Annotated in this window: 28 protein-coding genes; 26 read left to right on the top strand and 2 right to left on the bottom strand. The window is 45.5% G+C overall.

The annotated features are described in order from the left end of the window. Nucleotide 1: 1 nt before the first annotated feature. A complete protein-coding gene (locus J2Z65_RS05875; RefSeq protein WP_167053724.1) occupies nt 2-922 on the bottom strand; it encodes a hypothetical protein in 921 nt (306 codons plus the stop codon). Nucleotides 923-1,011: 89 nt separating this feature from the next. Here J2Z65_RS05875 and J2Z65_RS05870 point away from each other — a divergent pair, with 89 nt between their 5' ends. Then, nucleotides 1,012-1,623 carry a CPBP family intramembrane glutamic endopeptidase gene (locus tag J2Z65_RS05870; protein WP_167053726.1) on the top strand — a complete coding sequence of 204 codons (612 nt, stop codon included), beginning with the start codon at nt 1,012-1,014 and terminating at the stop codon, nt 1,621-1,623. Nucleotides 1,624-1,931: 308 nt separating this feature from the next. After that, the gene (locus J2Z65_RS05865) at nt 1,932-3,590 is read left to right on the top strand and encodes a stalk domain-containing protein (protein WP_167053728.1); all 1,659 of its coding nucleotides are present in this window, start codon (nt 1,932-1,934) and stop codon (nt 3,588-3,590) included. A 56-nt stretch (nt 3,591-3,646) separates the two neighbouring features. Here the strand turns inward: J2Z65_RS05865 and J2Z65_RS05860 are convergent, their stop codons facing one another. Continuing rightward, entirely contained in the window at nt 3,647-4,504 is an 858-nt protein-coding gene (locus J2Z65_RS05860) for a polysaccharide deacetylase family protein (RefSeq protein ID WP_167053730.1), read from the bottom strand. A gap of 163 nt (nt 4,505-4,667) precedes the next feature. On the opposite strand from J2Z65_RS05860, the gene J2Z65_RS05855 reads away from it, so the two are divergent. The 24 genes from J2Z65_RS05855 (at nt 4,668) to J2Z65_RS05740 (ending at nt 22,850) form a co-directional block, all read left to right on the top strand. Next, a complete protein-coding gene (locus J2Z65_RS05855) occupies nt 4,668-5,000 on the top strand; it encodes a hypothetical protein (protein ID WP_167053732.1) in 333 nt (110 codons plus the stop codon). Nucleotides 5,001-5,246: 246 nt separating this feature from the next. Next, nucleotides 5,247-5,852 (top strand): genetic competence negative regulator, encoded by a 606-nt coding sequence (locus J2Z65_RS05850; RefSeq protein ID WP_167053734.1) that lies wholly within the window; start codon nt 5,247-5,249, stop codon nt 5,850-5,852. A 227-nt stretch (nt 5,853-6,079) separates the two neighbouring features. Further along, nucleotides 6,080-7,582: a DnaB-like helicase C-terminal domain-containing protein gene (locus J2Z65_RS05845; protein WP_167053736.1), complete on the top strand. Its 1,503-nt coding sequence runs from the start codon at nt 6,080-6,082 to the stop codon at nt 7,580-7,582. Nucleotides 7,583-7,681: 99 nt separating this feature from the next. After that, a complete protein-coding gene (gene prsW / locus J2Z65_RS05840; RefSeq protein WP_167053738.1) occupies nt 7,682-8,377 on the top strand; it encodes a glutamic-type intramembrane protease PrsW in 696 nt (231 codons plus the stop codon). A gap of 70 nt (nt 8,378-8,447) precedes the next feature. After that, nucleotides 8,448-8,603, top strand: a complete 156-nt coding sequence (locus J2Z65_RS05835; RefSeq protein ID WP_167053740.1) for a hypothetical protein — start codon at nt 8,448-8,450, stop codon at nt 8,601-8,603. Nucleotides 8,604-8,711: 108 nt separating this feature from the next. After that, nucleotides 8,712-10,085 carry a germination protein YpeB gene (gene ypeB / locus J2Z65_RS05830; RefSeq protein WP_167053742.1) on the top strand — a complete coding sequence of 458 codons (1,374 nt, stop codon included), beginning with the start codon at nt 8,712-8,714 and terminating at the stop codon, nt 10,083-10,085. Nucleotides 10,086-10,179: 94 nt separating this feature from the next. Next, a complete protein-coding gene (locus J2Z65_RS05825) occupies nt 10,180-10,842 on the top strand; it encodes a flagellar brake protein (protein WP_338111566.1) in 663 nt (220 codons plus the stop codon). Nucleotides 10,843-10,909: 67 nt separating this feature from the next. Beyond that, entirely contained in the window at nt 10,910-11,134 is a 225-nt protein-coding gene (locus J2Z65_RS05820) for a hypothetical protein (RefSeq protein WP_167053746.1), read from the top strand. A gap of 139 nt (nt 11,135-11,273) precedes the next feature. Beyond that, on the top strand, nt 11,274-11,957 hold the full coding sequence (cmk, locus tag J2Z65_RS05815) for a (d)CMP kinase (RefSeq protein ID WP_167053748.1): 684 nt from the start codon (nt 11,274-11,276) through the stop codon (nt 11,955-11,957). A gap of 1 nt (nt 11,958) precedes the next feature. After that, entirely contained in the window at nt 11,959-12,540 is a 582-nt protein-coding gene (locus J2Z65_RS05810) for a lysophospholipid acyltransferase family protein (RefSeq protein ID WP_167053750.1), read from the top strand. A gap of 152 nt (nt 12,541-12,692) precedes the next feature. Further along, on the top strand, nt 12,693-14,003 hold the full coding sequence (gene rpsA / locus J2Z65_RS05805; RefSeq protein ID WP_167053752.1) for a 30S ribosomal protein S1: 1,311 nt from the start codon (nt 12,693-12,695) through the stop codon (nt 14,001-14,003). 31 nt (nt 14,004-14,034) lie between these two features. Next, nucleotides 14,035-15,093, top strand: coding sequence for a type 2 isopentenyl-diphosphate Delta-isomerase (gene fni, locus J2Z65_RS05800; protein WP_167053754.1), 1,059 nt, complete (start codon nt 14,035-14,037; stop codon nt 15,091-15,093). Nucleotides 15,094-15,222: 129 nt separating this feature from the next. After that, a complete protein-coding gene (locus J2Z65_RS05795) occupies nt 15,223-15,849 on the top strand; it encodes a YphA family membrane protein (protein WP_167053756.1) in 627 nt (208 codons plus the stop codon). Then, nucleotides 15,849-16,754 (top strand): YIEGIA family protein, encoded by a 906-nt coding sequence (locus J2Z65_RS05790; protein WP_167054415.1) that lies wholly within the window; start codon nt 15,849-15,851, stop codon nt 16,752-16,754. The genes J2Z65_RS05795 and J2Z65_RS05790 overlap by 1 nt, the downstream gene beginning before the upstream one ends. 5 nt (nt 16,755-16,759) lie before the next feature. Next, complete coding sequence (locus J2Z65_RS05785; protein WP_167053758.1) at nt 16,760-16,939, top strand: capping complex subunit for YIEGIA; 180 nt, start codon at nt 16,760-16,762, stop codon at nt 16,937-16,939. A gap of 130 nt (nt 16,940-17,069) precedes the next feature. Then, nucleotides 17,070-18,395: a ribosome biogenesis GTPase Der gene (der, locus tag J2Z65_RS05780; protein ID WP_167053760.1), complete on the top strand. Its 1,326-nt coding sequence runs from the start codon at nt 17,070-17,072 to the stop codon at nt 18,393-18,395. Nucleotides 18,396-18,409: 14 nt separating this feature from the next. Beyond that, complete coding sequence (plsY, locus tag J2Z65_RS05775; RefSeq protein ID WP_193580784.1) at nt 18,410-19,018, top strand: glycerol-3-phosphate 1-O-acyltransferase PlsY; 609 nt, start codon at nt 18,410-18,412, stop codon at nt 19,016-19,018. A gap of 53 nt (nt 19,019-19,071) precedes the next feature. Beyond that, nucleotides 19,072-20,115: an NAD(P)H-dependent glycerol-3-phosphate dehydrogenase gene (locus J2Z65_RS05770; protein ID WP_167053762.1), complete on the top strand. Its 1,044-nt coding sequence runs from the start codon at nt 19,072-19,074 to the stop codon at nt 20,113-20,115. A gap of 93 nt (nt 20,116-20,208) precedes the next feature. Then, nucleotides 20,209-20,475, top strand: a complete 267-nt coding sequence (locus tag J2Z65_RS05765) for a stage VI sporulation protein F (RefSeq protein ID WP_167054419.1) — start codon at nt 20,209-20,211, stop codon at nt 20,473-20,475. Nucleotides 20,476-20,578: 103 nt separating this feature from the next. Beyond that, entirely contained in the window at nt 20,579-20,758 is a 180-nt protein-coding gene (locus J2Z65_RS05760) for a DUF2768 family protein (RefSeq protein WP_167053764.1), read from the top strand. Between the two features lie 18 nt (nt 20,759-20,776). Continuing rightward, nucleotides 20,777-21,070 (top strand): 2Fe-2S iron-sulfur cluster-binding protein, encoded by a 294-nt coding sequence (locus tag J2Z65_RS05755; protein ID WP_167053766.1) that lies wholly within the window; start codon nt 20,777-20,779, stop codon nt 21,068-21,070. Between the two features lie 27 nt (nt 21,071-21,097). Next, nucleotides 21,098-21,682, top strand: a complete 585-nt coding sequence (locus J2Z65_RS05750) for a nucleotidyltransferase family protein (protein WP_167053768.1) — start codon at nt 21,098-21,100, stop codon at nt 21,680-21,682. 36 nt (nt 21,683-21,718) lie between these two features. After that, nucleotides 21,719-22,075, top strand: a complete 357-nt coding sequence (locus J2Z65_RS05745) for a 2Fe-2S iron-sulfur cluster-binding protein (RefSeq protein ID WP_167053771.1) — start codon at nt 21,719-21,721, stop codon at nt 22,073-22,075. Nucleotides 22,076-22,100: 25 nt separating this feature from the next. Continuing rightward, on the top strand, nt 22,101-22,850 hold the full coding sequence (locus J2Z65_RS05740; RefSeq protein ID WP_167053773.1) for a DUF3939 domain-containing protein: 750 nt from the start codon (nt 22,101-22,103) through the stop codon (nt 22,848-22,850). Nucleotides 22,851-22,921: the final 71 nt, after the last annotated feature.

Genomic DNA, 22,921 nt, shown 5'->3' with positions numbered 1-22,921 from the left:
TTCAATTAACATCTGAGAAAAAGGGAAGCTGCGGGAGCTGCTCATTGGCATACCATTTGGCTTTACCTTTTACAAAATCGCCAGATCGAACAGCGTTCGTACTAAGCAAAAGGTCCATGGTTTGATTCACATCATTGACATTCAGCTTCTTGGCTTGCCCGGAAGCGATAAACTCATCAATTCGGATCGTCAGATCCTGCGGGTAAAAAGGAGCGAATGATTTGTTCTTCAGAAGCTTCGCCGTTATGTAAAGATTTTTGACATTTAAGTTCATTGCGCGCCATTGATCCAGATTGGCATTGTTATTGGGATCGAAATTCTCAATGTCAGGATCGATCGTTCCGTTCCAAGCAACGATGGAATCGAAGTAGTTTTTTTGAGCGGTAAGGGCTTGGGTCTTCGCTTCGATGATGTACGCATCCTTCTGGATAGAATCAAGCAGTTGAGGAGCGCTAAGGCCATTGGCTTTGCCTTGATAACTTTTTAGCGTATCCGCAAAAAGCTTTAAACTTTTCAGATATCCCTGATGTGATTGCACAAGGAGCGGTGAGGATGCCGGCATGTTTTTGCTTTGTAAGTCGCCATATTTCTCATCGGCCAGCTTATACAATTCTTTTAGCACCGCTGAAGCGTCGACGGTTGAATGGCCTGACTCGATTTGACTCATTAATTCAAACCATTTATTCTGAAATTCCCTAAAGGGCAAAAAGATGGTATGGTAATAAGAAACGAGAACTTGCTGATCATAGGCGCCCAATTCTTGAACGGCCGCCTTGTCAGCATGCAATATTTTCTCGTATTTCTGATCCGATTTTTCCTGGCCGATTTTCAATCCATAGAAGAAGGCGCCGAGTATACAAACAAGCATAAAGATAAACATGAGGGCAAATAAATAATCAGTACGGGTAAGACGCTTATCCATAATCAAGCTCCTTATTCTCTCTTTTTCTTTTAACTTAGTATAGGTGAAATAGGTATAAAAGGGAATATGCGAGGAAAGAGGCTGCATCCATGAAAAAATTCGATTTTAAGAATATCCGCTTCGGAAAAGTCGATGTGAATGATCTAAATGACCGAACTTTATTACTCAATCTTTACATAACCCAACTGCTTACGCTTATTATCGGAATCATTATCATTTTTTTTCAGAGCAATCATAAGATTATTTCGATGTTCACGTTTCAAGGCGGTTGGAAAATACCGATTTGGGGCAGTTTATTTGCTGTAGCCGTGTTGGGGATTGATATGATGATCTCCAGATGGGTGCCTAAAGAAGTATCCGATGATGGCGGAATTAATGAGATGATCTTTGCCAACCGTCCGGTTTGGCATATTGCACTCATTTCATTCATTGTTGCCGTATGCGAGGAAGTGTTGTTTCGCGGAGCTATTCAGCATGCTTGGGGACCGTATTGGACTAGCATTTTGTTCGCAGCGATTCATATCCGTTACTTACAGCACTGGCTCATGACCGGGATGGTTTTCAGTATTAGCTATGGCCTTGGTTGGATTTATATACAAACAGGAAGTCTTTGGACACCGATTATCGCTCACTTTATTATTGATTTTGTGATGGGCTGTATACTTCGGTTCAGCAAGGAGGAGGAAGAACAGAGCACATGAATGCAGGAGAGAAATTGCCTTCTCGTTCACAGCGAAAGCCAATCGAAAGGGAGGAAGATGACACCTATTTACCGCCGCGAAAGGTAGTGCATCCCTCTGAACGCGGAAAATGGACCCGCATCTTTTATGTCACATTACTTTGGCTTTTTGTTATTCTTGTCATAGCTTTGACCGTGTGGGGAATCAAGTACTCTTCATAAATTTTCCATATTCGAGCAAAGTTGTACAAATCTTTTAGAGAAGCTATGATAGATTCATAGCTTCTTTTTATTTTTTTAGCTTATTTTGTCATGGGAGGATTTATTGGAATGAATGTCATACTTGCACCAAGAAAATGGACTGCTTCCGTAAAAATAGTTGCCATCCTTATTGTTTTGCTTTCAAGTTTGATTTGGTCCGCAAAGCCGTCGTACGCGTTATCTTACGGCTACTTGACATACCCGCAAGGAAATGTAGGACTTGTGCGCCCGGACATTGGGGTGAATTTAGATGTAATTGAAGGGATGGCCCCGGAAAACTATCATTTTTATGTAAATGAACAGGAAGTGAACGTCAGCTATGAGCCTGCTGCAGGTAAATATGTGTATCACCCGCAAGCAGATTTGGCGCCTGGGACTTATTCCGCTCGCTTAATGTTTAGCTTCAGCGGCTATGAACCCGTTCAGATCGCTTGGAACTTTAACGTTGTAAAGGATGCTGTTTCGTTGTCTACAGAGACAAGCAAAGAACAGCAGGAAGGCCTGCAGGCGATCAATGATTACCGGGCAAAACTAGGTTTGACAAAAGTGAAGTTCAGCGATGCTTTGAATACAGCAGCCCAGAAACACGCGCAATATTTGTCGCAAAATAAGATCGATCCGATTAATACTTCCGTATCCCTGCACGATGAGGATCCTGCGCAGCCGGGCTATATCGGAAAATCTTTAAAAGAGCGAGCCCAATATATCGGATACACAGGAGGCAGCGCCGAGGACGTTGCATACAATCGAGTGTCCCTGGTTGAGGCCATCGATAGTTTGTTTGATGCACCGTATCATCGAACGCCTTTCATGGTGCCTGAACTGACTGAAATCGGCATATACAAAGAAGACGCGTACCATGTCATTGAATTCGGGTTCTCTGAAGGAAATTCACCGGAACTCGTTGTCTCCCCGGGAAGTAATGATATCTATGTGCCTACTGTTTTTGACGGGCATGAGACACCGGATCCGCTTCGTAATCACCCTGAAGCGCAATATCCCGTCGGCTATCCGATTATGGCTTCTGTTAATGGGCCGGGCGTGAAGAATGTCAGATTGGATGAGGCGCAATTAGAGGATGAAAGCGGGAAATCTGTCAGCTTACTGAAGAGCGAGCCGGGGAATGATGATCACCTTCATACAGAAGTTATTCTGATGCCCACAAAGCCCCTGCAGTTGGATACGACCTATAAAGCCAAAGTGAAACTAACGGCGACTATGGAGGATGGCAGCACGAAGGCATATATGAAGGAATGGTCGTTCCGCACAGAGCCAAGTGCCGGTTTAGGTGTGCTCAAACTGCATGAAGATGCGGCTGCTTACACGCTGCAAATGAACAATTTCGGACTAAATCAAAATCATCTCGTGTCATTTGGCTTGGATGCGGATAAATATGTTCTCGATCTCATCCCTTATCTCATGAAACAGAAGCCTTATATTCAAGAGGGGACATCGTACCTCTATATCAGAGATCTTGCCGCGGCTCTTGGCGCAACGGTGGAGTGGGATGATAAGCAGAAGGCTGCCGTGTACAAGAAGAAAGATAAGACGATCATGTTTTATACAAACCGCAATGCATATAACTTGAATGGCGTAGAGCATCAGACAGACGCAGCGGCTAAACTTATCAACGAAACAACAATGATTCCGGTCCGGTTGCTTTCAGAGACACTTGGGGCGAAGGTGACTTATGTGGATAGTACGAGAACGGTAAATATCAGCTACTAAAAAATAAGAGCTTTGCAAGCCCCTCCTAATGCGGTAGGGATTGCAAAGCTCTTTTGTTATCTCATTTCAAGTTCGATTGCATTCGGATCGACGAATGTATACCCTTTTTCCTCAAGCTGCGTTAACAGCGAGTCTAGCGCTTTGACCGTCCATGGAAGCTCATGCATAAGAATATTGCTGCCGCTATGCAGCTGCTTCAGTACATTTTCGATGACTTTGCCGGAGTCATTTTTCTGGTTAGTCATTTCCCAATCTAATGAACCATTTGACCAAGTCATATAGAGCATTTTATTGTCTTTCACTTTGGCTTTCAAATAGTCATTGCCCGAACCAAATGGCGGACGGAAAAATTGCGGGGCTTGCCCGGTTAATTCCTTGATAATTTTTTGGTTATCATCGACTTGCTGATCAATTTTGGCGTTGGTCATGTCTTTCAAATTGTCATGGTCCCAAGCATGATTGCCGATAACGTTGCCGCTATCATGAATGAGCTTGACTAATTCAGGCTTTTGTTTGATCCGATAGCCGTTCAAAAAGAAAATCGCCTTCGCGTTATGTTTTTTTAGAATATCGATTAAGGATTGATTCATTTCGCGTTCTTTAGGTCCGTCATCAAAGGTTAAAAGAACGACTTTTTTGTTTCCGTTCGGGTCATTCGGGACAATATCATAATTTTTGTTCATATGATAGTCCTTTTTCACCTCTTGCGGAGCTGGCTTTGTCGGCTCAGGCGTAGGAGTAGGTGCAGGAGCTTGCGTAGGTGCTGCCGATGGGGTAGGGCTTGGTGCTGCCGTAGCAGCTGCTGTCGGTGTCGCACTGGTGGTAGAAACAGGGTCTTTGCCCGATTGGCTCTCGCTGCAAGCAGCTAATAATATCATCATGCTGATCAACACGACACTGGCTTTGTTAGTCATTTTCGTTCTCCTCGGACTATTTTGCTTCTTATTCTATACATATAGTACCACATTTCACTTAGAACATATCTCCTTTGTTTTCCTCTTGCCTTAACGTATGCCCTATAAGCAACTCGCACAACCTATAGAGGATTCATACTAAATTAACATGGAGGGAGACCCAATGAAGATAGGTACATTTTTGTTAGGTGGCATTGCCGGAGCTGCAGCGGTCGTCTATTTAAATCGCAAAAGTAAATCAATGCTATTCTCCGCGTTCAGCTCATCCAGTGAATCGATGGGGAAAGTAGTGGATAAAGCGAAGGATACTTTCACAAGCAGATCATTCGGTAATACTGGCGTTAAAAATTTCTCCAGCACAAGCACGAATGCAAGCTCAAGCGCGAGCAGCGGGCTGAATCAAGTGGAGAAAATCGTGAAAGAAGACCCGCATTTGAGTGTAACGGTTAATGAAATTTTGCAAGCCAATAAGGAAAATACATCGACAATTCAATAAATTCGCGGATAGGCACAGTCAGGCAAACCCACGGGGCCGGCTGTGCTTTTTCTTTTTATACATAACTTGCGCGTGCAATTGCAATCAATTAGTGTTAACATGGTAGGTGAAAACGATAAAAGAATACCTGTCCAATTCGTACTTGGAGGTTCACATTTTTGTTTTTTTATCATATTCTGTTTTAATAAGATGACCATGCTTTCGATGCAAGCTTTCCAGTCGGAAAGCTCAAAGGAGGATCCTATCATGAAAATAGAACGCTTAAGTCAGGATAAGATACGGATTTTCCTAACATTCGATGACTTAACTGAACGCGGAATTCAAAAGGACGACATGTGGAGAGAAATTCCGAAAGTACATGAATTATTCAGTGAAATGATGGATCAAGCCTACTCAGAGCTCGGATTTGACCCGTCCGGCCCTCTTGCTGTCGAAGTGTTTGCACTGCCGGCGCAAGGAATGGTTGTCATTGTAACCAGAGGCAAGCTTGACTTGTATGCGAATTCAGACGCATATGACGATCATGAAGCTGAGGAAGTGTACGAGATGGAAGTAACGCTTGAACAAAGCGATTTAGTCTCCTATGCATTCCGAGATTTTGAAGATCTGCTGCGTGTATCCAAAGTAATTAATCCGCTTCTCATTGAAGGCGGCACCCTTTATTCGTACAAAGGGAAATATATTTTACAACTAGAGCCTGTTGATCTCGAAGACACGAAGTACCAAGCGTTAATCGCGGTCCTATCTGAATTCGGGGAAGCTGCTTCCGTTACACAAGCGGTGCTTGAGGAGTATGGGAAGACGATAATTGCCGATGACGCGGTAAAGGTGCTTTGTCAGCACTTTAAATAAAGGCCATCTTCTTAGCTTTTTGTTGTTGAATGAAACAAGCATCTTCAAAAACAGACGTTTTTGTTGATGCTTTTTTTAATTGATAAGAAAGTATAAGTTTTATACTTTAGCTTCGCATCAATCTTGACAAACGCGCTCATACCAATGGGACGACGAAGTCGTTTATCCTTGATTGGTGGGAAAGCGAGCTTTTGCATCCTAGCGAAGAGATGATGGGGGAGAACACGATGACAAGTATAGAACATAAACGTCTTGCGCCAACTTTGGCAGCTGTTGATTTGGAGAGTTTATTGAGCTATTACCAAAAACAGATGAGAGAAGAGGCTTATTTGTATTTAAAGAAGAGAGGGATTTCGGAAGAAACCGCTCAACTGTACCGGATTGGCTTTGAACTCGGCAAGATCGGATTCTATGTCGACCAGAATCAACTGGGTGATTATTTCGAGCATCGGGTTATTGTGCCAATTCGTAATTACGACGGCGACATTGTCGACTTAATCGGACGATCCATTGACAATAAGGAACCAAAATATAAGGCATTGTATGGGATTGACCAGTATCTTTTTAATTACACGGCTTTAGAGGAATCCGATGAAGTCATTCTATGTAACGGCATATTCGATGTGCTTTCTCTCTCGCAGGCCAAAATCCCATCCGTTTGCGTGCCGGATTACGGAGTGTTTAAGGAACATCATCTCTCGCTTTTCGCCGGGAAACGCGTATATATCTGCATGGGGAACGATGAGTATGGACGACGAGAGTCTACGCGCATTGAAGCTGTTTTGAGGGAACAGGGGAACGAGACGTATATCATCTCATTGCCTGAGACCATTCGGGATATTAACGATCTTTTCGTGAGAGCTCAAAATCCGGTAGAAGCTTTCCTAGCTTTGGTGAATCAGTCCGTTGAGGAGGCTATGCTGGCTCCTGTCGCGCCGGATATCAAGAACAGTACGGTTTATTTAGAAGAATATATGAAGCGATTCCGTGGGCAAGTAGCCAGCATCCGTACAGGTTTCTCCAAGTTGGACACGCTGCTTTTCGGTGGCTTCGGGAATGGACTGTACCTCCTAGCGGGATCAGGTTCAATAGGCAAAAGCATGCTGCTGAAGCAGATGGCGGATCATATCGCGTTCGAAGAAACGCCTGTCATCTTTGTATCGTGGGACATGACGAATTTCGAATTGTGGTCCCGCAGCATCGCGCGTATAATCGGCATCGCACCGCAGATGGTGCTTGGCGGGAAAGTCGAACCCGAACAGGTGGCTGAGGCGAATAAACACTATGCCAAAATTAGCAAGATGCTGTGGATGCTTGAATGTACGATGAATACAACATTGGATCAAGTTGCAGCTTCCATTGAACGGATTGCGGTTATCGTGGGCAAAGAGCCGGTCATTTTCATCGATCATTTACAGCGAATCCCAGTACAAGAAGGGACGGCGACATTGACCTGGCAGCAGCAGCAGGCGGCTATTGCCTTTACGTTAAAACAATGGTCCCGGGAATGGGATTGTCCGATTATTGCCGCTACTGCGTTAGAGCTGGGGCAAGATAACGTGCCTGACCGCGTGCAGGCCTCCGCTGATGTTGTGATGATTATGCAGCCGGAGAAATCTGATGCGGACGGACAGCAGTCCATCTCACTTGCCTTAACGAAGAACCGCAATGGCACAATAGGGAATATTCCACTCATTTTCCATAATGATCGCGCCTTGTTCACGGAATAAATCATAGATAAGTCGTTAGAAAATGACTATAATGTAAGATGACATGAATGTACCTCGATCGCGGTAGTTCATGACTTCTAGTAAAAGGGGGAGCCGCACTTGCAAATACTGCCGATTGTTCTTGCTGCTGTAGCCCCAGGACTCTCACTGCTTGCTTACTTTTATTTAAAAGACCGATACGAAACAGAACCGATTCATTTGGTTATCCGCATGTTCTTGTTCGGTGTGCTGCTTGTATATCCCACGATGGTGCTGCAAAATGCCTTGACTCAAGAGTTTGGCGAGGGAACCTTCATCACATCCTTCTTTCTGTCAGGTGGCGTTGAGGAGTTCCTGAAATGGTTCGTCTTGTATCATTTGATTTTTCGGCATCAAGCCTTTGACGAGCCCTACGATGGGATTGTATACGCGGTTGCGGTAAGCTTGGGTTACGCGACATTAGAAAATATCATCTACGCTTTCCTTCATGCAGGATCTTTCACCGCCCTTATGATCCGCGCCCTGCTGCCGGTTTCGGCGCATGCACTGTTTGGTGTCATGATGGGGTACTATTTGGGGAAGGCCAAATTCGTTCCTCACAAAATGCAAAAGTATCTCTGGTTCTCACTCCTTTTGCCGATTTTCTGGCATGGATTGTTTGACTACATCCTGCTCGTTTTCAAATCCAATTGGATTTGGGTGATGATTCCGGTCATGACTTTTCTCTGGATTCGTACGATTTGGAGGGTGGACCGGGCGAATGCTCATTCACCGCTGCGTGTTGCGGCAGCAGATGAGAAGATTAAAATGAGTTAATTTGGCAATACTGGACTGTAGAGATGGCGATTCCTGGCTTACAAAGCTTGGAACTACCGGGAGGGTATACATGTCCATATCACGTGTGAAAGTGAAGATTCGATGCCGACAGTGCGGAGAGAAGTTTGTGCTGAAAGGCAGGAAAGAAAAAGGCAAGATTGAAACAGGTTTTAGGCAATGCATCTGCAGTAATGAGCATGATTTTGAAGTGGAGACCGAAGAGTAACGAGAGGCCGTTCTTTAAGAATTGGCCTCTTTTTGTTGTCAATCTTGTATAAACCTGTCTTTCCGAGCAAAAACTAAGCGCAAGTTAGGGGATGAAAGGGGTATTCGCGTGTATAAAAGATTGAGTATTGTCATGTTTCCATTCCTTTTGATTGCCTTAATCGGCGCTTCGGTTTGGGGATATTTGGAGCATCAGGAGAAAAATACGATTTTGATTAAAGCAGAGAACCAATATCAGCGGGCGTTCCACGATCTTTCCTTCCATATGGATAAGCTGCATACGGAACTTGGAAACACGTTGGCCGTTAACACGACCTCTGAACCTTCCTACCGGAAAGGGCTTGTGAATGTGTGGCGTCTGACAAGTCAGGCTCAAGGTGATATCACACAGCTTCCGCTATCACTGCTGCCATTTAACAAAACGGAAGATTTTTTAGCGAATATGGCTAATTATTCCTATCGTATGTCTGTTCGTGACATGACCAAACAGCCATTAACGGAAACAGAAATAAAAACGTTAAGTGCACTTTACGATCACTCCGCTGAGATTACGAAGGAAATAAGGGGTGTTCAAGACAAAGTCATGACGAACAATTTGAGATGGATGGACGTGGAACTCGCGTTAGCCTCTGAAAATGAAGTGCACGATAATGCAATCATTGACGGCTTCTCCATTGTGGACAAAAAAGTGGGGGCATATGAAGAGCTGAATTGGGGCCCCGGCAATATGAACACCTTATCCAAAAATAGAGTGAGCATGCTGTCGGGCAATGACATGACGGCTGATCAGATCAAGCAAAAAGCTGCACAATTCCTGGGGCAAAACGATACCGCAAATATGCAGGTTGTAGAAAACGGCGGTAACTCGCCCGAAAATAAAAGCTTTAGTGTTGTGATTCCAAAGGGTAGCGGCAGCGGAGAAAACGTCCAGATGGACTATACAAAGAAAGGCGGCCAATTGATTTACTTTATGAAACCGCGTGACGTCAAGGAGAAGAAATTCGATCTCCGGCAAGCGCGGGATGTTGCTAATGAGTTTTTAGATCAACATGAATATAAAGACATGAGTGCTGTTAGCTATGACCAATATCAAAATATTGCGAATATTATTTTTGCTAAACGTGAGAAGGATGTAACGATTTACCCTCAACAAATAAGTGTTAAGGTGGCACTTGACACCTTGGAAGTGATCGGACTTCAAGCTGGGGATTATATCTATGGCCAAGTACAGCGCAACCTGGGACAACCCAAAATTACAGCGGCCGAAGCGCGTAAGCAGTTAAGTCCGAATATGAAAGTGACAAGTGAATCTTTGGCTATTATCAAAAATGAGCTGGATGAAGAGGTTCTCTGCCATGAGTTTATCGGAAAAATGAACAATAATATTTATCGAATTTATATTAATGGTGATTTGGGAACAGAGGAGAAAATCGAGAACATTCGCCCGGATCAAGCCGAAGCAGCAGCCGGAGCGGCAAAATAAATGTCTGGAGAGAAGCGGGTTTGTGCCTAGCTTCTTTTTTTTGCTATTCAAATGATAGGGGCGTGGTATAATTATGTCATAATATGTTTCGGAGGTGCAGGAATTGCTGCCCAAGGTTAACCAAATTTTACATATACAAGTAAATAGTATCGATGAAGAAGAATCCAAGATCGAATACAGATCCAGAATTGCAGATGTGACGGATACTTCTATCGTTATCGAAATTCCGATGAATGAGCAGACACGGAGACTCAAAAAGCTGTATCACGGCGATGAGCTGAACACATTTTTTGTCGGCCAGGGAGGCGTGAAGAATTATTTCACTACGACCGTGACGGGGTATCGGGAAGATGTTATTCGCCTGGTGGAATTGCACAAACCGGAACCGGAAGCCATAACGCAGGTCCAACGCAGAAACTTCTTGAGGGTACCGGCAGAACTTGAAATCGCGGTCAAATTATCAGACCAAATCCAATTCATCGGCGTGACCGAAGATGTTGGCGGAGGCGGTATCTCCTTTGTTTGTGATAGACAAATCCCAATCGGTATGAATATGGCTGTATCCTGCTGGCTGCTTGTTCCATTTAAGAATGGAAATATTGAGCATATTCCCTTTAACGGCGAGGTTGTTCGTGTTAAGCAGCTGGAAACTGGCAAGCAGCTTGCTATGCTAAGTTTTGTTGACATTCTCGACCGGGAGCGGCAGAAATTAATTCGTTTTTGTTTTGAACGCCAGATGGATTTCCGGAAAAGATAAATGCATGAGAGCACGCTCGCATGGGTATACTACCAGACAATATGCCTATTCGAGCAGGTGAAAGCTCATGTCCAATGATCGGGAAGCGAAGTCCTACGAGCAGTTGTTTATTCTCTTTTCGGCAAAAGTCGAGAAGGTGATCATTCGGACAACTCTCGTATGTTTTATTGTGCTTATTTGCGTGCAACTGCTCCTCCAAATTCCCTACATACGCAAGCATTTTACGCGAGTAGAGCCGCTTGAAGGAAAGCCCTACATACTGCCTCACGACGGTAAGGGAGAGCGCTCTTAAGCGCGCCGCACAGCAATCTATTATGCGTCCAAGTTTTGCATATGCCTAGGTAGTGTGGTATAATTTGAATCAATTAGCAGGCAGTGCCTGCTTTTTTGTTCGTAAGGTATTGTGGAGTATCGTTAGGAGGAACAGCAGCTTGGATAAGTTCAATATTGCCATAGATGGACCTGCTGGAGCCGGTAAAAGTACCATCGCTCGGCTAGTTGCCGGAGCACTTGGATTCGTTTACGTGGATACAGGAGCCATGTATAGGGCAGTAACATGGAAAGTACAGCAAGAAGGGCTGCTACCTGATCAAGAAACAGAAGTGGCTGCTTTGGCTAATCGCATGAAGATTGAGCTCATTCCTGGAGAGGAAGGACAACAGGTTTTCGTTGATGGTGTGGATGTGACGAAAGCAATCCGTACCACAGCTATTACGGATCATGTTTCCCAAATCGCCAGTTATGGCGCGATACGCCAGCTGCTGGTCACGCTTCAGAAGCAAATGGCGATTTCCAAGGGCGTTGTCATGGATGGCCGGGATATCGGCACACATGTCATGCCAGATGCGGAAATCAAGGTATTTCTGACAGCCAGTGTGAAAGAACGTGCAGAGCGACGTTTTAAGGAGATGCAGAACAACGGTACCTGTACCTTGACGCTCTCCGAGCTTGAACAGGATATCGCTCGCAGGGACCAATTGGACCAAGAACGAGAGATTTCTCCGCTCAGACGCGCTCATGACGCTGTGTTAATGGACAGTACCTCCATGACCATTGAAGAAGTTGTTGACGAGATACTTGGGCTTTGTAAAGACAAAGTCGGAGGTGGCAAATAAGATGCTATATCGCATCGGCAGGGCCTTGTTTCGCTGCTTTTTCACTTTGTTTTTCCGATTGCGTGCCATCGGAATGGAGAATGTTCCTAAACATGGTGCCGTAGTGCTATGCGGTAATCATACAAGCTTGTTGGATCCGCCTTTATTAGGAACTCCGCTAAAGCGTATGGTTCATTTCATGGCGAAAGCTGAACTGTTTGATATTCCGGTTTTGGGCTCTGTCATTTCGAAAGTAGGCGCCTTTCCCGTCAAACGCGGAGGCGTTAGCAGAGATTCGATCCGTCTTGCGGTTCAACTGCTCCGCGATGGTAATATGTTAGGGGTTTTCCCGGAAGGCTCACGCAATAACGCTGGGGGAATGGGCAAGAAGGGCGCTGCCTCTCTTGCATTGAAATCTGGTGCAGCGGTCGTGCCTGTTGCTATTGTTGGTAATTATTCATTATTCCGCAGCATGACCATCGTGTATGGCAAACCACTTGATCTTACTGCATATGCAGGAGCCAGCTCTGAAGATTTAGAGCTTGCAACTGAAGCTATTATGAAAGAAATTCGCCGCTTACACAGTACATATAGCAAGGCATAAGCCAAATGTATGGAAATGAAAGCTTGGAATTATACTATCTTTAAAAGCGAATGATAATCATTGTTTTTGTTTGAAACAGAGTAGAAGCTTACATACTGCTTTGTGACTTATAAATTATTTCTTGTTGGTTGTAATTAGAGGAGGCTAATCTCATGTCAGATGAAGTAAAAGTTCAAGATCAAACGCAAGAAGCTCAAGAAACAGCCGTATCGCAAGCAGAAGCGGAGCATGCCATGAATAATGTTGCTGTGCTGAAGAAAGGCGCTACCGTAAAAGGCAAAATCGTTAAGGTAGACGCAGATCAAGCCTTCGTGGATATCGGTTACAAATACGATGGTGTTATCCCGGTGCGCGAACTGTCTTCCGTTAGCTTAGACGATGCTGGTCAAGCGGTTCAGCTTGGACAAGAAGTGGAATTGAAAGTTGTTTCAATCAACGACGCCAAAGAAACTTTGGTTCTGTCCAAACGTGTTGTTGACAGCGAAAAAGCTTGGGAAACACTGCAAGGACAACTGGAAAGCAAAGAAATTATCGAAGCTTCTGTTGCTGAAGTAGTCAAAGGCGGTTTGGTTGTGGACATCGGCGTACGCGGTTTCGTACCTGCTTCCATGGTTGAGCGTCAATTCGTCGAAGACTTCTCTTCGTACAAAGGCCGCACATTGCGTCTTCGTGTGAAAGAAATCGACCGCGAGAAAAACAAAGTCATCCTTTCCCAAAAAGATGTATTGGATGAAGAGTTCGAAGCGAACAAAAAGAAAATCATCGAAGGTCTGCAAGTAGGACAAGTACTGGATGGTACTGTTCAACGTTTGACACAATTCGGTGCGTTTATCGATATCGGCGGCATTGATGGCCTCGTGCACATCTCCGAGCTGGCTTGGCACCATGTAGAGCAAGCTTCTGACGTTGTAAAAGAAGGCGATAAAGTTAAAGTGCAAATCCTTAAACTTGATCCTTCCAACGATAAAATCAGCCTTAGCATCAAAGCAACACAAGCAGGCCCTTGGTCCAATGTGGAAAATGATTTCAAAGCTGGCGATATCGTAACAGGTACAGTGAAACGTCTTGCTGCTTTTGGCGCATTCGTTGAAGTGGCTCCAGGTGTTGAAGGTCTTGTGCACATCTCCCAAATTGCTCACCGTCACATCGGAACGCCTCATGAAGTATTGAAAGAAGGCCAAGAAGTTCAAGTGAAAATCTTGGAAATCAATGCGAATGAGAAACGCGTTAGCCTAAGCATCAAAGAAACAGAAGAAGCTCCTGAAGCTCCAGCTGGCGCAGCTGCTCCATCCGCTGCTAAACCAGAAAGAGAAAGACAACCAAGAGGCGATCGCGATCGCGGTAACAGCGCTAGCCATCAAAAAGAGATCGCTGGTAACGAGAACGTGTCCTTGAGCAACCAAGGTCTATCCATGACACTTGGCGAGCGTTTTGGCGACAAACTTTCCAAATTTAAAAAATAAGTGATACTTGGATTTTAGGAGGACCATAGGAATGCGCATCTCACGCAAAATGGAGCATGTCCATTACGCGCTGGAGCTTGGACAATCCAGGCAGCAAGGGCTGTCGGATATCAAGCTTGTGCATAACTGTCTGCCTGAGACTTCAATGGAACATATGGCATTAACGACTGAAATCGGCGATCTCATTATGAGTTCGCCGATTTTGATTAATGCCATGACCGGAGGCGCCCAGGAGACAGAGAGCATTAACAGAGAACTAGCCATTATGGCGCGGGAGAAGGGGATGGCCATGGCTGTCGGCTCCCAAATGTCTGCGCTAAAGAACAGCGAGGTAGCATCAAGCTACCAAGTTGTGCGACGCGAGAACCCGAAGGGAATCGTGTTCGCTAATTTAGGCAGCGAGGCTACCGTAGATCAAGCAGTTAGAGCCATTGAGATGATCGAGGCCAATGCCCTGCAAATTCATTTGAATGTCATGCAGGAGTTGATTATGCCTGAAGGGGACCGCAGCTTCGTTGGCATGCTGAAACGGATAGAAGCGATTGTTCGGCATGTTCAAGTGCCGGTCATCGTTAAGGAAGTCGGCTTCGGGATTCTGAAGGAAAATGCCAAGCAATTGCAAGAGGTTGGCGTTCGGATCTTGGATGTCGGAGGCTCGGGCGGCACGAATTTCGCTGCCATCGAGAATGCGAGACGTCCAGCCGCAATGGAGTGGCTGAATGATTGGGGCACGCCGACAAGCATCTCGCTGTTGGAGTCGTTGTCGGTCTTTCCGCGAGGCGCAGTGATTGCCTCAGGAGGGATTACGAATGCTTTGGAGGCAGCCAAAGCGCTTGTTCTTGGAGCCTCAGCCGTCGGCATGGCGGGTGCATTTTTGAGAGTGCTGCGCGAGCAAGGTGCTCAAAGTATGCATCGGTTTGCCGATGAGCTTCATCAAGGACTCATCTTAATTATGACGGCTTTAGGAGCCCCGACGATTGGGGCATTAGGGCAATGCCCTGTTGTCATTATGGGAGAGACGGCAGATTGGTGCCGCACCCGTGGGATTGATTTAACATCATACGCAGATAGAGCCAACCAGAGTAAATAATCGAAAGATTGCCATACTAAGGATCAGGAAGTGCTTCCCTCTTCACATTCAGAGTGGAAGCCTGAAGATCCGCAGGCAAGCTGATCTTTACGTCATCAGCTAGCTTATGCAGCCTAGGGTGGTCTGATTATGAACTCCGGTTATTTGTCTCTTATTCTCCTTTGTATCACGTTGATCTTGTTTGCCAGCGGATGGAAGGAGCTGTACGTCAGAAGTATATCGCATAAGGGCATGCTTCTTTTTTTTGCCCTGTGGTTGGTTGGTTCAAGCTTTTCCATAACAATCAAGCAAGTGCATATTCAACTCGTCTACATACTGGTTTTTCTCATTAGTGTGGGTATTCTTTATGTAACCCAAGGCTTCATACATAAGCTACATCTGCTTTCGATCGGGCTTCTGCTCGGTTCGCTTCATTTCCTGCTGCAGCAGTTGTTGGAGATGGATCCGATCCTCATTGTGCGGAATTCAGACTGGGATATTGCCATACTGCTCGCTTTCATTGCCGTCGTTTTGCAGCGCAGTGCTTTGGAGCAAATTGCCGCGATCTCAATCGGCTACTTGCTTGGCGATATGTATCAGGCGGGCATTCACCCTGTCGGGGGCTACCATCACATCGGGCATTCGACATTTCAAGACCAATGGTGGCTGTCTGTCTTTACGGCTCGAACGATGACGATCATTCTTCAAGCGGTATATAACGGGTGTCGAAGCGTGATACGAAGCTGGATGGAGCGAAAGGGAGGCTGGAGAAAGTAATGGACTGGTTGTATTCACATCGGTATACAATAGGTATTGTAGTAGGTGTTATTTTTGGAATCTTAGCGCGGCTTAATATGCTGAGGACAGACTATAGGCAATATCCAACGTACCCGCACGGTAAAATCATACATATTTCCCTTGGGGTCATTGCTGGCGGTTTGGGAGCCGTCGCTGTTCCTGCTTTGTTAGAAAAAAATTATACAGCGGTTACGTTTTTATCGTTGGCTGCGCAGCAGTTTAGGGATGTTCGGAATATGGAAAGGCAAAGTCTGTCGAAGATTGACGAGTTGGAACTTGTTCCTAGAGGGGCTGCCTATATCGAAGGCATCGCGATGGTTTTCGAAGGGAGAAACTACCTCGTCATTTTCACATCTTTTCTTGCTTCGCTCTTCAGTATTTTATTTGCTTGGTACTGGGGGGTTTTAGCTGGAGTTATATCAATCTGGATCGCGAATTTCTTTAAATCTGGTAAAAAACTTGGAGATATTGCAGAAATAGAGTCCGTTCCAATCCGCTTGGAAGGACCTGATTTGTTTGTCGGTCCTATTTATATCATGAATGTCGGACTGGAAGATAGCCGTCGCAAGATCCAAGAGCATGGTCTAGGGTTTCTGATTAAGCCCAAAAATCGCAACATTCGTGTAACCTTGGCAAATCTGGGCCAAAGACAGGCGATTTTGCATGATATCTCTACGTTATTTGGCGTATACCGGGATGAAGGGGAGCCGTCGCTGAGGCCAATGGCCAAACTGGATATGAACACTGGAACTGTTGGAGTGCTGCTGCTGCCACAAGAGAAGGATGCGAATAAAACTTATATTGCCCTGCATCGGGTTCCGGTACTGGAAAGTGCCGTGCGGATGCCGTCTGAGGCCGGTGTGAATAAAAAGAAGGAGGCATGAGCGCCATGTCGCAAATCCTTGCGGTTGTAACCATAACAAAGGATCGGGTCGGCGGAGGTGCGCCAATTTTTGTAGTGGATCAAGAAGATGACTTACAGAAAATTTCTTTCTCACTAGAAAAAATATTGGATGCGAACGCGCATGATTTGAAAAATGGCACGATGATTTTGGTCAAACATACCTGATATGGCTGGTGTGCAGCGATCAATTGGGCGAAGTCTCAAAAGAGATTAGCCAATCCGTGTCTTTTTTGTTATGATGTAAGTTGCGTATTTTTCCATGGCTGATCATGGAATCAGGAGGAGTGAATGAGAATTGGCTAGACCAGTACTTGCAATTGTCGGCCGACCGAATGTCGGCAAATCCACCATTTTCAATCGGATCGTAGGCGATCGTCTTGCGATTGTGGAAGATAAACCGGGTGTAACACGTGATCGACTCTATGGTGTGGGAGAATGGCTGAATACGTCATTCAGCGTGATTGATACAGGCGGTATTGAAATTGATGGCGAGGATGCAATCCTCAAATCCGTTCGTGTGCAGGCTGAGCTTGCGATCGAAGAGGCGGATGTTATTGTGTTCATGGTAGATGCCAAAGCGGGGGTAACCCCTTCGGATGAAGAAGTGGCTCAACTGCTATTCCGTTCCAAAAAGCCGGTTGTACTTGCGGTGAACAAAGTAGATAACCTGGCGCGCCAAGATGATATCTATGAATTCTATTCTTTGGGATTCGGCGATCCGGTTGGGATATCAGGTTCTCACGGTATCGGTATCGGCGATTTGCTAGAAGTTGTATGCGGGCTTTTCCCCGATAAGAAAGAAGATGAGTATGGCGAGGAAGTTATTAAATTCGCCCTGATCGGTCGACCGAATGTCGGCAAATCGTCGATGACGAACGCCATCCTCGGAGAAGAACGGGTCATTGTAAGCGACGTTGCCGGCACGACGCGCGATGCGATCGATACGCCATTTGAGCGCGATAATCAGAAATTTGTCATCATTGATACCGCTGGAATGCGCAAAAGAGGCAAAGTTTACGAGAACACGGAAAAATACAGTGTGATGCGCGCCATGAAAGCGATTGAACGCGCAGACGTTGTGCTCGTCGTGATTGATGGCCAAGAAGGCATCATTGATCAGGACAAGCATATCGCCGGTTATGCGCATGAAGCAGGAAAAGCGATCATCATTGTCGTAAATAAATGGGATATCGTCGAGAAAGACGATAAAACGATGCAGCATTTTACACAAACGATTCGTGATCATTTCTTGTTCTTGAGCTACGCGCCGATTGTCTTTGTTTCAGCGAAAACAACACAACGCTTACATAAGCTGTTGCCGGTTGTTGTTCAAGTGGCAGAGAATCATGCCCTTCGCGTTCAGACACATGTGTTGAATGATGTTATTTCCGATGCCGTAGCGTATAACCCGCCACCGACGGATAAAGGTAAGCGTCTGCGGATTAACTACGTCACGCAAGTGGCCGTGAAGCCTCCTGTCTTTGTGCTCTTTGTGAATGAGCCTGAGCTCATGCACTTTTCATATGAACGGTATTTGGATAATAAAATTCGTGCAGCCTTCGGTTTTGAAGGAACGCCGATTCGTATCTTAAGCCGTAGAAAGACTTCGGACAAAGAATAAGGAGATGTTGCAGCTTGCTTTTAATTTCCATAATAACAATCGTAGCGGGTTATTTATTAGGGGCCATTAGCTTTAGTTATTTATTCGGAAAATGGTTTAAAGGCATCGATATCCGGAAACACGGAAGCGGCAATGCGGGAGCAACGAATACGCTTCGCGTTCTGGGCAAGGGCCCGGCGATCCTAGTACTGATCTTGGATGGTTTGAAGGGAGTTGCTGCCGTTTGCCTTGGCATTTGGGCAGCTCCCGGACCCGATGACATCTGGATTCGCGTATTGTGCGGTCTAGCAGCGATTATTGGACACAATTGGCCGGTTTATTACGGCTTCCGAGGCGGTAAAGGCATTGCTACTACGATTGGCGTAATGGCCACGCTTTGCTTCATTCCAACGCTAATTGCTGGTTTAACAGCTATCGTTATTATCGCTATTACCCGCTTTGTTTCGCTCGGTTCCCTCATTTTAACCGCACTTTTACCTTTTCTTATTTGGGGAATGGATCGGCCTTTACCAGTTCTATGGATTAGCATTTTGCTGTGCGCATTTGCATTTATGCGGCACCGTACCAATATTGTGAAGCTCATTCAGGGCAAAGAGAACAAGTTGGGTCAGAAAAGAGCATAGGCTCCGTTTACGATATTTGATTATTCCAATGCACAACGTTTAGGAGGGGAACCATGTCAAACAAAGTATCGGTTCTGGTCGCTGGCAGCTGGGGAACGGCACTCGCCTCGGTACTGGCGGATAATGGGAAGCAGGTGCTGTTATGGTCTCGCAATGCGGAGCAAGTGCAAGAGATCAACGAGCAGCATCGGAACAGCCGTTTTCTCCAAGATGTGGAACTATCACCGCTTATTGTCGCAACGAACTCGCTGCAGGAAGCGGTAGAAGGGGCTGACGCGATTATTATGGTCGTACCCTCTTCAGGGATGCGCGATGTTGCGTCACAGATACGTCCCTTTTTGAATAAAGATGCTTTGCTTATCCACGCAACCAAAGGATTTGAAACCGGATCCCTCAAGCGTATGACGGAGGTGCTGGCAGATGAGCTTCCGGAGTTAGATCCGAGTAGGCTTGTGGTGCTGTCCGGTCCGAGTCATGCCGAAGAAGTAATCCGGAAATGTCCAACAACTGTTGTGGTCGCGGCGCAAGACCTGGAGGCGGCAGAAGCAGCGCAGGATTTAATGATTAACTCCTACTTCCGTGTCTATACGAATCCGGATGTGGCCGGTGTCGAAGTTGGCGGGGCGCTCAAAAACATCATAGCGCTTGGTGCTGGACTAACCGACGGTCTTGGTTTCGGCGATAACGCCAAAGCTGCTCTATTGACTAGAGGGCTGGCAGAAATCGCTCGCTTAGGCACACAGATGGGATCAAACCCACTTACGTTTGCTGGATTAGCCGGGATTGGCGATCTGATTGTGACCTGTACGAGTCAACACAGTCGTAATTGGCGCGCCGGCAATAAACTCGCGAAGGGCATTCCTCTGGATGAGGTGCTTCAAGAGATGGGAATGGTCGTCGAAGGCGTGAAGACGACGAAAGCGGCATACGAGTTATCGCGCAGATACGATGTTACGATGCCGATTACCGATGAGCTGTACAAGGTGCTTTTCGAAGGGAAATCGCCTCAGTTAGCCGCGCAGGACCTCATGGGACGCGTCAGAACTCATGAGCTTGAAGAAGTGGCAACTGGTGCCGTTACAAATGTATTGAAGTAGCCTACACCACATCCTTGCCGCACTCATACTATACCGTATAAGCTTTTAGTTCTTATCAGGTATAGGGAGGCGGCACATTTGGCAAACAAAGATATGTCCAAGGACGTATTGAATGTGGTGAAGAAAAAGACGGGGAAATCCGTTTCACCTAAAGATATTGAAAGATTAGCTAGCGGTGTGAAACCTTCTACACTGCAGAGCGAGACTCAGCTCCGTCAGCTGATCAAACAAGTTTCCGGCCTTGTAAACGTTAAAGTATCCGAAGAGACAATCAATGATATCATTCAGGCTGTTAAAAGCTCCAAGTTGGATAGCAATAACATGCAGCAGCTTATGAACATGATGATGGGCAAAAAGTAAAAAGCATGAAGGGGAGCTTGCTGCCCTTTATGCTTTTTTTCTCGTCATATGCTATACTTACTGGTGATCAATTTCAAAGATATATACATAAGGAGTAAAAAATATGTCAAGTATGGACAAAATGTGGGCGTCTTTTGTGGCAATTGGTCTTATGGTTGTCGCTTCATTGCTGATTTCGTACGCAAGAACGCGTACACAAGGTTGGATTCGTGTTGTTCTTTCGACAGTAGCCTTTTTCCTATTTATACCGATTTTGCTCTATATGCTGCTATCATTGTTTTAACTTGGAGGCGAGTTATCGATGTTGGAATTAAAAACGCGTAAAACCCAGAAAACGATGGAGCCGTTAACAGGCTTAAGTCTATTGGACCATGCGCTCAAAAATGACGTGGAATGGGGATTCTCATGCACACGCGGAACATGTGCCAGATGCCGCTGCTATGTAGCTGCTGGCCGCGAGCTGCTTTCTCTTCCTTCCGACGAAGAGGAAAGCCGTCTGGAACATGAGGAAATTGAACAGGGATACCGGTTGGCTTGTCAGTGTATAGTCAAGCAATCCGGCACGATCTCCGTTACGCATAAGCCATATTTTTAAAAATTCTGCCTGAAAGGTGTGGGCAACTTGGTCCTGCTGGAACCGTTAGTACCAACGATTACGACCATTCATACACAATTAATGCAAGCCCCAAGCGTACGATGGCTCATCGGTGGCAGCTGTGGACTGCTTACGCAAAACGTAGATATCGGAAGAAGTCCGAGAGATCTTGATATTTATGTAGACGTGAACGACGTGAACGCGATACATACTACTCTTCAAGATTATTCGGTGGATACACCCGTATTTAGTCAAACCGCGATATACTCTTCTATCTTAAGCCATTATCAGATTCATGGAGATGCGGTTGAAGTAGTTGGAGACTTCAAAGTCGATGCGCTGGATTCCACTTATCAAGTGGAAGTTTCCTTTTTATGGGAACATCACAGTCGTTTGGCTGTAATAGGCAATCAAGAAGTGAAGGTCATGCCTTTAGCTCATGAACTTCTCTTTAACATATTGCGTGATCGGCCTGATCGATATAAAGCTATTTACAGGACGATGCTGGCTTCCCCGGAGCTGCACATGCAGACCTTACATGTTTTGTTGCAAAGAAATAGTTGGGGACTAGCGTTTCAAAGAAAGTTTCAGCAGTTAATAGATTCCCCCTAACGATCGAGAAGACGGCAGATAAGTAGGTGATCCTGATTGAATGGACCGGAAGTGCATTTTTGGCCGGATGACAAAAAAATAAGCGTTAGATCGGGTACAACCTTGTTGGATGCCGGCCGTAAGGCGAAAGTACACATTCGTACGCGCTGCGGAGCCAAGGCTGCTTGTCTGATGTGCAAAGTGAAGGTAAATGATCCTAGCAGCAAAGGACTTGCCCCTATGAATGTGAATGAGCGTTTGAAACTTGGTTCTCAAGCTGATGAGGGCTACCGCCTGGCTTGTCAGGCTCGTGTGATAGGTTCTGTACAGGTTACGATACCGGAGGATCCATTAAAGGCGGCCATACGCGCTCAATTAGCGAGACAAACGGATGGCGAGGATGATTTATTTTAGAGAACAAAGATAGGATGATGGATGCGTGAATGTAGCTCAAAGCCTCATACAAGGCAGATGGATCGGGATTGTCATTAGTTTGGTTTTGCTTTTAAGCGGATGTGCTTATCCTAAGGAACTGCGTAAAGAAAATCAAATTAATCCAGCGGAGTTTATAACCGTTGTACAGCAAGCTGTTGATCTTTTTCACGAGAAAACCGGTGTTCTGCCGATAAAAAATAGTGAGATGACAACGCCGCTCTATGAGAAATATGTCATTGATTTTGCAAAATTGAAAAAAGCAAACTATTTAACTACCGTGCCGGCTAACGCTTTTGAAAGCGGAGGCATCTTCATCTATGTTCTTGTGGATGCGGAAACGAAGCCAACCGTGAAATTGATGGATTTATCGGCGTATCAAAGCGTTGAGGATGTCCAGAAGAAGATAAATGACTACAAAGCAAGCCATGATGGGAATTTGCCTGGCGGAATTGCTATCAATGAAGCTTTTGAATATGTAGATTTCAATAAACTGGGGATGAAAGCTCCTGAAATCAAGTCGGTGTACAATCGCCAAAACCTCGTAACCTATTTGGTGAATAAACAAACAGGTGAGGTTGCTATTGACTATGCGATGGATATTATGAAGTTCATCCAGGACCAGGGTTTGGCTAGCTCGTTAAAACCGGACCAGGATTTGCGAGAGATACTCGTGAACAAATCGTTTTTCGTACCTATACGCAGTTTTGTCTATCATTGGCAGAATAATCAGCCACTTCCTCAAGTCTCGCCTTAAATCGTGCAAACCTCTTACTGTTTCTGTAGGAGGTTTTTTTGTTTTTCAGAATATTGCCGTCCGTGCAATCA

Source organism: Paenibacillus aceris, from assembly GCF_017874035.1.
In the GTDB taxonomy this organism is placed as follows: Bacteria; Bacillota; Bacilli; order Paenibacillales; family NBRC-103111; genus Paenibacillus_E; species Paenibacillus_E aceris.
Note: the sequence above shows the minus strand (reverse complement) of the source record. Positions and strands in the feature narration are given on the sequence as shown.